The organism is Candidatus Chloroploca asiatica (assembly GCF_002532075.1).
Lineage (GTDB): Bacteria > Chloroflexota > Chloroflexia > Chloroflexales > Chloroflexaceae > Chloroploca > Chloroploca asiatica.
Genome location: NZ_LYXE01000110.1, coordinates 76,313 through 89,870, shown reverse-complemented (window position 1 = coordinate 89,870; position 13,558 = coordinate 76,313). Strand labels below are relative to the sequence as shown.

12 protein-coding genes are annotated in these 13,558 nt (G+C 61.9%); all 12 read right to left on the bottom strand.

Annotated elements, in window-relative coordinates:
- Complete coding sequence (locus A9Q02_RS14520; RefSeq protein ID WP_097653806.1) at positions 1–2,562, bottom strand: glutamine amidotransferase; 2,562 nt, start codon at positions 2,560–2,562, stop codon at positions 1–3.
- Complete coding sequence (locus tag A9Q02_RS14515; protein WP_097653805.1) at positions 2,562–4,463, bottom strand: vWA domain-containing protein; 1,902 nt, start codon at positions 4,461–4,463, stop codon at positions 2,562–2,564. Before A9Q02_RS14515 ends, A9Q02_RS14520 begins: the two co-directional genes overlap by 1 nt.
- A gap of 115 nt (positions 4,464–4,578) precedes the next feature.
- Complete coding sequence (locus A9Q02_RS14510) at positions 4,579–5,547, bottom strand: DUF58 domain-containing protein (RefSeq protein WP_097653804.1); 969 nt, start codon at positions 5,545–5,547, stop codon at positions 4,579–4,581.
- The gene (locus tag A9Q02_RS14505; RefSeq protein ID WP_097653803.1) at positions 5,519–6,802 is read right to left on the bottom strand and encodes a hypothetical protein; all 1,284 of its coding nucleotides are present in this window, start codon (positions 6,800–6,802) and stop codon (positions 5,519–5,521) included. Before A9Q02_RS14505 ends, A9Q02_RS14510 begins: the two co-directional genes overlap by 29 nt.
- Before the next feature lie 50 nt (positions 6,803–6,852).
- Positions 6,853–7,680 carry a class I SAM-dependent methyltransferase gene (locus A9Q02_RS14500; RefSeq protein WP_097653802.1) on the bottom strand — a complete coding sequence of 276 codons (828 nt, stop codon included), beginning with the start codon at positions 7,678–7,680 and terminating at the stop codon, positions 6,853–6,855.
- Between the two features lie 30 nt (positions 7,681–7,710).
- Complete coding sequence (locus tag A9Q02_RS14495; RefSeq protein ID WP_097653801.1) at positions 7,711–8,700, bottom strand: HD-GYP domain-containing protein; 990 nt, start codon at positions 8,698–8,700, stop codon at positions 7,711–7,713.
- Between the two features lie 707 nt (positions 8,701–9,407).
- A complete protein-coding gene (locus A9Q02_RS14490; RefSeq protein ID WP_097653800.1) occupies positions 9,408–9,755 on the bottom strand; it encodes a DUF309 domain-containing protein in 348 nt (115 codons plus the stop codon).
- An 81-nt stretch (positions 9,756–9,836) separates the two neighbouring features.
- The gene (gene erpA / locus A9Q02_RS14485) at positions 9,837–10,262 is read right to left on the bottom strand and encodes an iron-sulfur cluster insertion protein ErpA (protein WP_097653799.1); all 426 of its coding nucleotides are present in this window, start codon (positions 10,260–10,262) and stop codon (positions 9,837–9,839) included.
- Positions 10,263–10,498: 236 nt separating this feature from the next.
- Positions 10,499–10,894, bottom strand: coding sequence for a PPOX class F420-dependent oxidoreductase (locus A9Q02_RS14480; RefSeq protein WP_097653798.1), 396 nt, complete (start codon positions 10,892–10,894; stop codon positions 10,499–10,501).
- 22 nt (positions 10,895–10,916) lie between these two features.
- On the bottom strand, positions 10,917–11,360 hold the full coding sequence (locus A9Q02_RS14475) for a nitroreductase family deazaflavin-dependent oxidoreductase (protein ID WP_172450993.1): 444 nt from the start codon (positions 11,358–11,360) through the stop codon (positions 10,917–10,919).
- Between the two features lie 218 nt (positions 11,361–11,578).
- Positions 11,579–13,321 carry a heme o synthase gene (locus A9Q02_RS14470; RefSeq protein ID WP_097653796.1) on the bottom strand — a complete coding sequence of 581 codons (1,743 nt, stop codon included), beginning with the start codon at positions 13,319–13,321 and terminating at the stop codon, positions 11,579–11,581.
- Between the two features lie 17 nt (positions 13,322–13,338).
- A complete protein-coding gene (locus tag A9Q02_RS14465) occupies positions 13,339–13,551 on the bottom strand; it encodes a hypothetical protein (protein WP_097653795.1) in 213 nt (70 codons plus the stop codon).
- Positions 13,552–13,558: the final 7 nt, after the last annotated feature.

The window sequence follows — 13,558 nt, the reverse complement described above, 5'->3', positions numbered from 1 at the left end:
TTAGCGTCGCAAGCGACCTCGGCGCAGGGCGATTTCAGTGACCCAGAGGGCCAGGGCAAGACTCAGGAACCAGATCCAGAGACCCGCGCTGCTCGTGGTGCGTTCGGCAGGGGCCTCGGCAAGCGCGGGCGTCAGTTCTTCACGTATGGTACCACCAGTTATGTCAGCGATTTGCGCGAGGAGCGCCTGCCCGGACTCGGGGTTGGCGAGTAGCCGGTATTCGGCGGGCACAGGTTGCACATAGCCAATCTCGCGCACCTCGCGGGTGCCGTCGTATTGCAGGGCCACCGAGAGCACATAGGCGCCGGGGAGGCCGAGCGCCAGATCCTGGCTATAGCGCCCTGGCGCACTCTGTCGGATATCAAAGCTGCGCTGGCTGCCGTCGGGCAAGATCACGCGGGCATTGACGGTCGCCAGATCGAGTGGTTCGCCCCCCGGCAAGACCGCATCAACCACCAGGCGGCTCCCGCCGGGGCGTTGTTCAACGGCGACCTGAATCGGCCCGCTGTCGGGTTCGGGCAGGGTGTAGCGTACCATCTGCGCCCAGAAGCGTTCAAAGCCCTCCCAGGTACGCCACTCGCTGGCCCACGGCGTGCCAACGGTGGGGGTCCAGGCGACCGCACGTCCCAGGCCATACTGCCAGACGGCGAGCAGCGGATCGGCTTCGGGGGCCTCCAGCACCACTTCGGCGGTCTCGCGGGCGGTCGTGGCGACGTAGCCATTGAGGTCGGGCAGTTCGGCGGGCGCAAAATCGCGGAGCATCGGGTGCGGTTGGCCCAGGTTGGCTCGCATCAGCCCTTCGACCGCAGGATCGGCGCGGGCCAGTTCACTCTCGAGCAACGTTAGGCGCGGGATATCCTCGGGCCGATTGGCAAAATAGTAACGCCCACCGCCAAGCCGGGCCAGTTGATTGAGCAGCATCGCATCGGCGTCGTCGCCAATGGCAATCGTCGACAGCGTGATATCGTTGGCGCGGGCGGTTTCCATCAGGCGCTCATAGTTGGCGGGATTGTTGGTGAAACTACGCCCATCGGTGAGCAGCACGGCATGGCGCACGCCTGTTGGTTGCACCGCCAGAGCGGGCAGGCCCGTAGCGAGCGAGAGTTCGATATCGGTTCCCCCGCCAATGGGCAGGTTCAGGATTGCTTGCTGGATCTGTGAACGATTGGTGGTCTCGCCGACGGTCTGAAAATCAACGACCCAGAAGGTGCCGGTATCAAAGGATAGAATGCCAATGCGATCCTCTGGCCCGAGGCTCTCGGTCGCGAGGATCGCGGCTTCTTTGGCCATATCAAACTTGCTGACGCCAAAGGCCGAGGACATGCTGGCCGAGCGATCGACAATCAAGAGCAGGGCGATCTCGCCGCGCTGCGGGCGTGGGGGCGGGTCCATCTGCACGGGCAAAACCTCTTCGAGCGGGGTGCCTTTGTATTCGCCGAGGGTGAAGGAGGTTCGCCCGCCGACAGCGACGAGGCCTTTGCCCTCGCTGCGCACAAACTCGCGGATATTGGCCATCTGTTCGAGCGAGAGCGCCGCCGCCGGGACGTCGATGAGAATCATCCCATCAAAGGCCATCAGATCGGCCAGGCGGGTTGGCACTTCAAGCGGGCTGATCCGCTGGGTGACAAGCGCCTGCCGCCCGAGGGCGTCGGTGAGCAAAAGCGCCTCGTCGGCACTGTTGGCAATGACCAGTACGGCGGGTGGCTCGTTGACCACAGCGATGGTGCTACCGCGATTGTTGGCGTCAAAACTATCGCCTTCGCCCAGATCAAGCTCGGCACGTAGGCGCATCACCCCAGGGGTGGTTGCCTCGTGGCGGAAGGTGAAGCTCTCGTCGCCGGCAAAGAGGGTCACGGTCTCGTCGCCAAGCAGGATCTCATCTTGCCACAGCCGCAACTGGCCGGTCACCGAAGCGGTCGGGCCAGCGGTACCGGGATGGTAGCGGGTATTGATGGTAATCGGGAACTCTTCGCCGACACGGAGACGCGCCGGCGCACTGAGGTCAATGATCGCGGCGTCAGGCTGACGGAGTGGGGCCAGCGGTACGACATCAACGCTCACGCCAGCTTCGGCGGCCATCTGTGCTTCGCGCAGCGGATCAGCGCCGGTTGCCAGGCCATCCGAGAGCACAAGCACCTTGCCTCCACCGGGCAGCAAGGCCCGTGCGGCCTGCAATCCGGCGGCCAGATCGCTGCCCGATCCATCGGGCAGCACCGGCTCGTCCTGGGCGCTGCGCGGCCCACTCACCACATTCGCCCCGACATAGAGCACCCGCGCCTGGTCGCCTCCCTCACGCGCCAGAGTCTCGGCCTGGGCACGGAGCGTCGCACGTAGTTCGGCGGGCAGGCTGTCGGACTGGTCAACGAGCACGACCAGTGGCCCTGGTGGGGCCGGAGGCGTGCCGAAGACCGGATCAGCGAGCGCGACGATCAGACTGGCCAAGATCGCCAGCCGTAGCACCAGGATGACCGGACGCATCCGCCGCTGTTGCCGCCACCAGAAGAGGACGACAAGAGGGAGGAGCAAAAGCAACGAGAGCAACAGAGGGTTACGCAAAAACATTATGCCGTGCTTTCACCCGGCGTGCGCCGCCGGTTGTGAACATAGATCCATTCAAAGAGCAAGACAACCAGGACTAGCCCGAGCAGCCAGGGCCACAAGGGCTGACCAGTCTCATCTTCGACCAGCATCTGCTCAAGGCCTGGTGTTACTGATGCCGGGAGTGTCCGCGGTGTCAGATCTGACTCGGCAGGCGCACCTGCATTGACGGCCAGTTGACCAGTATAAAGCACTTGTTGATTGGCGTATTCTTGCAAGGTGTAGACCCCCGGTAGCGCGAGATCGAGCGCCTGCGTGGACCCTGGCTCGACCATAAACACCTCGGCGCTGCTATCCGGTCGCCCGAGTTCGATGCGGGTTGTCCGTGGATCGGGTGTGACCACCAGCGCTTCGCCGGCCAAGATTGCCCCGGGCAAGGCAGGCGGGGTCAGATCGCGCACCGTGCGCGTCAACAGCAAGGGAAACGCAACGCGGCTCGTCAGATTGCCGCGTTCCAGATCAAAGGCCCAGACCGCGATTTCGCTGGTTCCGGTACGACCGCGGAGCATCAGGGGTTGGTCGCCGCGCAGCAAGAGCGTTGTCGCCCACGCGGGGGGCTGGATCACCGCCACTGGCCCGAACTCGACGCTATCGAGACTCACCCCTTCAAAGAGCGTCGGCTGCGCTGCGGTGACGCGCAGCGCGAGTTGCCCTGGCACGGGTTGGCGTTGCTGCGTGCTCACCTCCAGCAAAGGCGTACCAGCAGGCGGGTTGATCACCAACACCCCGCCAGCGGGCCAGGTCGCGGGAAGGAAGCCATCAAAGATGGTCAGATCAGGCTCGACCGTCGCCAAGGTACGCCCATAGCTCGTCGGGGTCACGGTGCTCACGGTAAGCCTTGGCACAGCACGCAGCGCACGTTGCAGGATCTCGGGTTGCGCCGAGACAATGGTGACGGCGACTGGTCGCGTCTGGTTCAGGCTGAGCGTTGCCACATCATCAATCGGCAGATCATCGTTGCCGTCAAGCTCGGCGCGCAAGATCGCCAGGCCACGCGGCACCGTCCAGGTCAATTCGGTCTCACCGCGTGGCCTGAGCGTGATGACCTGGGCATCAAGCAATTGGTCATCGCCAAAGAGGCGCAAGATCGTCCGTTCTGGCTCATTGCCATAGTTGACGACGCGGGCATAGACTTGCACTGGCCCGTTGCTGCTGCGCGGGCGGGCGGTGAGCGTGACGATGGCGCGATTCGCGCGCGGGCCACCAACCGTTACCCATTCAACCGGCACGCTTGTCGTGCGGCTTGCCAGACTGGCAGCCTGGGTTTCTGGGAGGGCCGCATCGGTCAGGACGACCACCCGAGCCTCGGGGAAGCCCTGGAGCGCTGCTTCGGCGAGGGTCAGTGCCCCCGCGACATCGGTGCCGGTTCCGCCGGCCTGCAACTTATCGAGGGCCATCAGCAGGCGTGGCATGCTTTCGGGATTAGCCGTATCGAGCAGGCGCGCCTGTGGGCCAGCCTCAATCAACGTGATCCGCGTGGGTGCGGTTGGGCTACTGATCAAGCGTCGCGCCTCCTCGCGCGCCGTATCGAGGCGCGAACCGCCGAAGTTGGACGCAGGTGCGGCCATGCTGGTTGACGTATCAAGCACAATCGCCAGATGGTCGGCCTGGCCAAAGAGTGCAAAGCGCCAATGTGGTTGGGCCAGGGCGAGTGCCATCAGCAGGGCCGCCAGCAGATGCAGCAGCAGCAAGAGCGTCAAGGGCAACCGGCGGCGCCGTTGCGCCTCTTGCGGCTGGGGCAACCCTTGCCAGAGCAACAGCGAGGGAACGACAACCCGGCGGCGTCGTTCGCGCAGCATATGCAGCAAGAGAATAACTGGAAGCGTCAACAGGGCAAGTAGGCCAAGGGGCGCGAGCAACGACATGACAGCCTTTACTTTTCAAATAAGCTCACGCGAAGGCGCGAAGGGTTCGCTCACGTACGCTAAAAACGTTGCGCCTTTGCGTCAAAACAAGCGCCTTCTTTGCAAGGTAGTGGGTCTAGTGCAATAACCGACGGGTACGCAGGTAGGGTATCACCATCTTTTCAATCGGCCAGTGGCTCATCACCGGGGCATAGGTTGCGCCGCGTTGTCCACAGATCCGGGCTAGCTCTTCGCGCCAGGCGGCCACTCGGCGCTTGTAGTGGCCCAGCACCTCGTCATTCAGCGTCAACTCGATCCGTTCGCCCGTTTCGCTATCCTGCAATTCGAGCGGCCCATCGAGATCGGGTTGCAGATCGCGTTGATCAAGCAGGTGCAAGACAACCGTTTGCCAGCGCGGCGGCGCAACCCAGCGCAACGCTTCTTCTAAATTATCGGGTGATAACAGATCGGAACAGATGACAAGAATGCCGCCAAATGGCCGACTACGGGCATACTGCTTGACCACATGGGCCAGATGGGTTTCATCCTGGGGCGTAATCTGCTCGATAAACTTGAACATCCGCAGCATATTTGCCTTGCCCTGCACCGGCCCGAATGGGCGCTGGGTCGTTGGGCCAAAGGGCACGATATGCAGGCGATCACTATGGGTAAGCGCAAGGTAGCCGAGCGCACCCACAATCTGTTGCGCCAACCGCAGGCGGGACGGCTGGCCGAGCATCATGCTGCGTGACGCATCGAGCAGCAGATGGATATGCACATCCTGTTCGGCATCGCCGAGCTTGACCAGCACATGTGACTGACGCGCATAGGCGTTCCAGTCAACATACCGCAAGTCATCGCCGCTACTATAGGGACGATGGTCACTAAAAACGGTCGCAGGCAACCGATGGCGACTGGGGTGTTCACCACTCGCCGGGTTGCCACGGAGTGTCCGCTGGGCCTGGAGGCTCATCCGTTGCATGCGGCGCAGGAAGGCTTCATCAAAGAGTGGCCCGTGGGAGTTGGTATGGCCCTGCCCTTGGCTCGATCGCGCCAGGGCATCGGCAGTTCGCTGCTTACGGCGAAAAATAGTCTTGAACCACATCTCGTAGATCCGCCGGGATACGCAACGGGTCGTCACCAATTTCTACCCGTTGACTACTCTGACCGCCACGTTCAAACCCGCCACGCGGATTAGCCGTACCGGCCTCCGTTGCAGCTTCATTGCCACTGCCCTGGGCTGGCTGATTGCCTTCCCCCGCACCATCGAGTTCGAGGGGCACGCCATCCACCCCGAGCCGGTCGCTACTGCGCTCGCGCTGGGCACCTGGCTGCGCCGTCTGCCCAGCACCGCCACCCGCACCGGCAGCGGCGTTCTCCTCCTGCCCATTTGTTTCGCCCTGATTGCCCTGCCCCTGGCCGAGCTGCTCAACCGTATCGGCCAGTTGTTCAAAGCCTGCCTCCGGGGTAGTGCTCCCGGGCGCAAGTGCATCGGCACTTTCACGAATCTGCTCGGCCACCTCGGGATTGGTTGGCGCAAGCTGATCGGCAGCGGCGCGCAAATCCTGCGCCAGTTCGGCGCGCGTCTGACTCGTCAGACCGCTGGCCTGGGTGGCCAAATCGCGGAGTTGTTGGGCGGCCTGGGCCGGATTGCCCTGATCGATTGACTCGGCGGCTGGGCGGGTAAGACCCTGATCGCGCAACGCATTAGCGAGCGCTTCAAGCGCAGCGGCATTCGCAAGTTCATTCTGGCTGGCCTGATTCTGCTGTGCTTCAGCCGCCTCAGGAGGCTGCGGCTCGGGCGGGGCCGCCTCATCGGCAGGGCTACGCACAGGTGGAGTGACCAGCCCGGGCAGCGGTTCTGTTCCAGGTTGGGGAAGGGTAGCGCCCACGCCAGCCATGATCAGCAGGCCCCCGAGCAGCAACGCCAGGGCCACAACGAGGCCCAGTTCAGCCCAGGGAAAGGCGCGATGGGCCATCACGCGGCGCCTGATCTGGTTCATCGTACGGCGTGACTGCTCATTGAGATACGCCGCAACGCCTTCACTCGTGGGATCGACTTCGAGTGCCGTCGCCAGTTGATCGTGCAACTGAAAGCGTCGGTCGAGGCGCCGGGCCACCTCGTGGCTCGACATCCGTGGGCGTAAAACCAGCAAGGCCCCGACCGCCACGCAGATCAGCGTCAGCGTCGAGACCCACGTCCACATCAGCGACCAGCCGAGCAGTAACTGCAGCCCAAGGGCGAGACAGGCCACCGACAGAGCTAGCCCGCTTGCCCGCAGCAAAATCCGCACCCCACGGCGCGCCCAGCGGTCACTGGCGAGGCGTTCAAGTTGTGTCTGAAGGGAAAGGTTACTCACCGTAACAGTATACCTGTCCTGAGTAACTCACGTCAAAGCGAAAAATGCGGTCAAGTCACCAGACTAAAGAGCACGACCCCATATTGCCACTGGGCACGCAGGCGTAACCCGGCCAGGGCAAAGAGGCGATTCACTTCGGCCACTGCGGGAAAGGCTACCCCGCCGGCCCCGAGCAAACCCTGGAGGGCGCGGGCGGGCAATTCCTCAGCCTGGACGAGATTCATTAACACACAGCGGCCTGTGGGGTCGAGGACACGGCGCAGTTCACGCAGGGCGGTCGGAATATCGCCGATCTCATTGAGCGACCCGCCCATCGCCATTGTCGCGGCTGCACCGGGGGCAAAAGGCAACGCCTGGGCTTTGGCGCGCACATAGGTAATGCGCAGACCCTCGGCGAGGGCATACGCACGCGCCTGTTGCAACATTGCCAGCGAATGGTCAATGCCAATCACATGTCCGGGCGTCCCCTGGCGTGCCTGTTCAAGGGTGCGCGCATAGAGGCCATTCGAGCAAGCGACATCAACAATCAGGCCGCCGCGTTCGGGCATCGTCAACCCAACTAGCAGGGGCAACTCGCGGTTATAATCGAACGGCTCACCGGCGAGCAACGACAACGACTGGGGCCGCCAGGTACGCTCATAGCCCCAGGCCGCGACCGGCAGCACATTCGCCAATTGCGCAATGCTCTCGGGCATCAGCGGGGTGCCAATGACATCGACCAGACCCTCACGGACAGTCGCGCGCATCCCGCACGTCGGACAGCGCAACTCACCCGTGATCAGTTCACCCTGGTCATCGTACTCGGCTCCTTCGATCAACTCAAGCAGCACCTCGGGATGCTGCGGACAGGCCAGGTATTCCAACGCCTCAACATACATACAGCAACCAGTTTCCTCTCGCAATTGACCCTACGCGTCCATCAGCAACACACCAACTTCTTTCGGTTCCATCAACTGGCCTTCTTCGACCAGGGCCAGGAAGAGATCGAGCAACTGCGGATCCCATTCACGACCCTGTCCATCACGAAGGCGGCGAAGCGTCTCGGGGAGGCCAAGGGCTTTCCGGTAAGGGCGGTCGGTCATCATCGCATCATAGGCATCCACAATAGCCACAATGCGTGCCCCAATCGGGATCGCCTCACCGGCCAACCCACTCGGATAGCCGCGCCCGTCCCAGCGCTCGTGGTGATGGCGAATAATCGGCCCTACGTCAGCGGCAAAGCGCATCGGTTGAATAATGCGTGCCCCATATTCGGGATGCTTCTTGATCTGCTCATACTCTTCGCTCGTCAACTTGCCGGGTTTGCGCAGGATCGCGTCATCCACCGAGATTTTACCGATATCGTGCAACAGACCGCCAAAACGGATCGCCTTGAGCTGCTCGGCGGGAATATGGGCGGCAACGGCGAGTTGTTCGCTATAACTCGACAGACGGCGCAGATGGCTTTCGGTATACGAGTCTTTGGCCTCGACGGCGAGTGCCAGCATAAAAATGACGTGCTCGGTGCGTTCCAGTTGGTCAGTCAGCCTTTTGACCCGTAGTTGTGAACTGATGCGTGCGCGCAACAGGCTATGGTCAAACGGCTTGGTGAGAAAGTCATCAGCCCCAACTTCGAGACCACGTTGGCGATGCTCGCGATCATCGAGGCCAGTCAGCATCGTGACGGGAATGAGGGCGGTCGCCTCATTATCTTTCAAGCGTTGACACACCGCGAAGCCATCCAGCATTGGCATCGTCACATCAAGCAAAATCAGGTCGGGAGCCTCGCGTTCCACCATTTCGAGTGCTTCTAGCCCATTGGATGCGGTAATTGGTGTATAGTGATCGCGCTTGAGTGTACGTACCAGCAGGTTGACGATGGCTGGGTCATCATCAACAACCAGAATCTTGGCTGACACGTCCGTCCCTTTCTCGAAGGTGGCAGGGAAGCCGCCCCCTACTGCCTGATGAACTTTCCGAAGATCTAGCCGGTATATGTGAGTCTACCATCAGGGTAAGAACATCGGCAACGATATGCTGTATTGTACCCTATGATAGCATGCTCATGATACCACGCTGTAACAGGGAAGCTTCCGGGAAGCTGTTAATGCTCTATGCGGGGAAAGAGGCCAGCCTGGGAGCGCGGGCTTCCTGCTCTCGGGGAGCGTTCGAGGGCGAGGGTAGGGCGATTGCATCATACGAAACCGGAGACAAATATACGCGCTCTTTGGCAGCATGTGTATGCAACCAGCGGCGCAAACGGCGGCCCCCGGCCCTGTAGGGGCACCCGCAAGGGGTGCCCGTACACCCGGCCCGATCCCCGACCTGTAGGGGCACCCGCAAGGGGTGCCCGTACACCCGGCCCGATCCCCGACCCTGTAGGGGCACCCGCAAGGGGTGCCCGTACACCCGGCCCGATCCCCGACCCTGTAGGGGCACCCGCAAGGGGTGCCCGTACACCCGGCCCGATCCCCGACCCTGTAGGGGCACCCGCAAGGGGTGCCCGTACACCCGGCCCGATCCCCGACCTGTAGGGGCACCCCTTGCGGGTGCCCTGGTGGGGTGCATACACGGAAGATGCAATCGCCCTCGCTTCTCAGGCATGTCGGAAAACTTCATTCCCAGATCACTGAACAACCATCAGCACGGGTGGGGCCTCCGATGCCCCGTCATCGAGGGCGTCCATCGCCTGACGGAGCTTGACGAGATCAAGGCCCTGATAGTGACGCGGCAGGCTCAGGAGCCGCTGACGGCTCTTGGCCCAGTTCAGCGCGAGGCCACGTCGGTTGCCCTGTTGCCATTTGACGAGGGCCGCGGCGGTCTGGATGATGGCCTTGTAAAACGTCGCCGCTTCGCCCTCGACCCGCAGCCAGCAATACTCCCACTGTTCGTGGGCATGCCAGTAATGGCCGGCATTGAAGAGCCTGAGGCCCTCACGGTAAGCAACTTCAAGGTGCTCGGTGTCCTCACGCATCGGGACGATCCTATGAATCAGCCAGGGGAAGGCGAAAGCCTTCCCCTGGTATCTGCGTACCCTGGCCGGTCAACTGCGCACTTAGCCGCTACAGCTGCCGCAACCGCCCCCGTTGCTTTCCTCGCCGCCGTCATTGGCCGTACGGAACGAATGTCCACAGCCACAGCTCGAAACTGCATTCGGGTTTTCAATCTTGAAGCCACCACCCATCAGACTATCAACATAGTCAATGGAAGCGCCCAGCAGATAGTTGGCGCTGATCGGATCGACCAGAACCTTCAGGCCACTGGCATTAAACTGACTATCGCCTTCACGTACTTCGTCGTCAAACGTCATCCCGTACTGCATCCCCGAGCAGCCGCCCCCCGACACAAAAACGCGCAGAGAGTATCCCTCGAGTTGCTTTTCGTCCATCATTGCCAGCAGACGGCTTGATGCGGTCTCGCTCACCACGAGCATCGGAGCGGCCTCGGCCACCTCGGTCAGGGTGTGTTCCATCGTTGCCATGTGCAACTCCTCTTCAACCTGATATTTTATGCCACTACCATTGCTCACATGTTTGAGCAGGGAGGTTCGAAGGGAAGTATACCAGAGATCCGCCGCTATTGCTAGAGGTTTCTTGTGAAAGTCGTCGCATCTTTCCTCGTTAGCCAGGGTTTCAGGCTACTTTTCAGTCCCGAGGCGCACACCGTATCCAGATACGCTTGAGCTATTTCCTGTTTTCTATCTCCTAAATCCTTGCCTTACGGCGTCACGACGATGTAGATTCGGCCTCTGGTTGGCTGGGCGGCGTCCATCTGGGCGGTCAGGTTGGTAAAGGCCGCGCCATACTTCTGCTGTAGCGCAGCGATGGCAGGTGCCTCCTCGTGCGGTTCTAGCACACGGGCGTGCCCTTGCAAGGCTGGCCCCTGGACATTGCCGACCTGGTCACTCGGCGCAACCAGCACCGATGGGTTGGCGCGGAGCCGTTTTGCCTTGCCCGCCTGTGCCCCAGTGGTGACGTAGAGTTTACCCCCAGCCTCGGCGAACCAGACGGTCGTCGGCACTGCGGCACCAGTGCGGCGGTAGGTCGTCAGAACGATAAATTCTGCCCCATCCAGGGGCGTAAAATAGGCGTGGGGCGCGGATGTCTCAGCCATACAGTCACTCCTTGTTTAAGCTTCACGGCATTGGTTGCGATGCGCCACGATGGTGCAGGCGAACGATAGGGATCGTGCGTGCCGTGCGACTGCGGTAGCGCTCATAGTTTGGATTCTCGGTCGTCAGCAAGGCCCAGAGCCGCTCGTACTCGGTGCCTTCGACGACCGCAGCGATCACGGGCAGAGTCTGCCCGCGATCGGTCACGAGGGCGTGCGCTCGCGCCTGGAGGTTATGATACCATGCCGGGTGGGCATCGGCACCACCGTACGAGCCGATGACGACATAGGCGTCGCCGTCATGCACACTATAGAGCGGCACCGTGCGCATCTGCCCACTCTTGCGACCAATCGTGGTGAGCAGAATAATGTGGTCGCCGACATTGAGCAGCCGACCGTGCGACAATCGGTAGATCAGTGTGTGGATGAACATCGCCAACTGCAGCAAACGCTTGCTGAAAGACGCCATACGGAAACCTCCAGGTGTAGGGTGAACCTTGCGCTTGATTGCGCTGAAAGCGAGAAATACGCTTGGTAAGGTCAAGGCATATAATATAATTTCAGAAGAAGCAGACCTTTTACGGTCGCTGAGGTAAGAAGCACCGCAGGAGCAAACAATTAAAAATCCGCTCGACCAGACCGGTGAGGTCTGGTCGAGCGGATGATTGAAGGCAAACATCGCTGCAACTACCAGGCCATCACCCGGTCAATGACCATGACGACAAACAAAAGGGCGAGATAGAGCAGGCTGTACTTGTAGAGGCCCCAGATGCTGGCTTGATCGCCGCGCTTCCAGACGTGCCAGGCTGATTGTAGAAAGAGTACGCCGAGCACCGCGGCCCCGCCAAAGTAGATCCACCCCATCGCTCCGATGGCCGTGAGCAAGAGGCTGAGGGCCACCAGGATGACCGAATAGACTAGGATCTGCCACCGGGTCTCGCCTTCACCGGCGACGACGGGCAGCATCGGCACCCCTGCCCGCGCATAGTCCTTTTGCTTGACCAGCGCCAGCGCCCAGAAATGGGGCGGCGTCCAGTAAAAGACAATCGCAAAGAGCAGCAGGGCGGCCACACTCAACTCACCTGTCACGGCGGTCCAGCCAACCAGGGGCGGTAGCGCACCGGCCCCACCACCGATTACAATATTTTGCCAGGTGCTCCGCTTGAGCCACTGGGTATAGAACCAGGCATAGTAGAAGATGCCGAGGGTCGAGACCAGCGCTGCCAGCGGGGTGGTAAAGACGAGCATCACCACAACCGAGAGCGCACTCAAGACGAACCCGAAGATCATCGCATTGCGCCGCGAGATTCGTCCTGAAGGGACGGGACGCCGACTGGTACGTCCCATATTGATATCGATATCGCTATCGAACGCGCAGTTGATGGCCCCGGCCCCGCCTGCTGCCAGATAGCCGCCGATCATCGTCCAGAAGACCAGCCACAACGACGGTGAGCCTGCCTCGGTAAGATACATCGCCCCTGCCGTCGTCACCAGCAGCAACGAGATGACTTTGGGTTTGGTGAGGCTGAGATAATCTTTCCAGAGCGGTGGCGCTTCATCAGTCGCTGGGCGTGCAGCAACCACCGGCATCGTTGCAGGCAACGGGCGGCGCAGCGCGAGCACAGCCAGGGCAAGGGCGGCCCCCCAGACAAGTGCGGCGAGGCCGACGCCCATGCCAGCGGCGGCTGGAGGCAACAGGATCAGCGGTATCTCAATGAGGATCAAGAGCAGCACCGCCGCAGCGACGCCAATAAGCAGGGAGTCGCCTCGTCGCGAACGCCACGTCTGCCAGAACGTCCCGCTGGCAAGCATGCCAGCCATCGCCAGGGCACCCCCGGCATTGATGGGCAATGCTGAAGCGGCACTGGCGGCTGGGTCACCAAGAATACGCGCACTCAGCGCCAGGGCAAGCACCCCCGTAGCCCCTGCCGTCCACCAGGCGAGGCCGCTCAAGCGCCGCGCCTCACGCGTAGCCCGCCCACCTGCGCGTGTCGCAGGCACAGGCTGGAGCAGTGCCGCCGTCCCGACGGCTTGCGCGCCAAGCATCAGCAGTGCGAGCCCCAGGTGGGCCAGATTGATCGCCTCATAGAGACCCAGGGCGACCATGATGCCACCAGCAGCGACCTCGACCAGCCCGAAGAGTGGCGCGATCAGCAGGGGAAGCCGCACCCAGCGCTCCAGGTCAGGACGACGCCAGACCATTGCGGCAATGAACAGCGCCACAACCATCGCAAACGCAACAATGATCCGATGCCCAAACGCGAGCCAGAGGGCCGGCGTCGCCGGGCTGGTGAATAACTCGGCACAGAGCGGCCAGCCGGTACAGACGGCGGCACTTTCGGTGGCACTGACCAGGCCACCCGACACGATGGCGACCAGGGTCAACAAGGAACCGATGACCGCGCTTCGACGTAACAACGTATCTGGCATATTGTCACCGTGGGGAATTACGCGCTGAGCGCAAGAAATGAGCCGTACAACAGCACCCCGGTCAACACGGCCGTTCCGACTGTCCAGGCCAGATCACTGGCCCCGTGGCTCTGTGGAACACCGGCGGGCAGTTCGGTGGTTTGCCGACGTAGCCGCCAGGCGGCGTGGATCAGCAAGGCCTGTCCAATGAGACAAACGGCCACGATGGCCCAGAAGAGAAGAATTTGCATCAGGCTT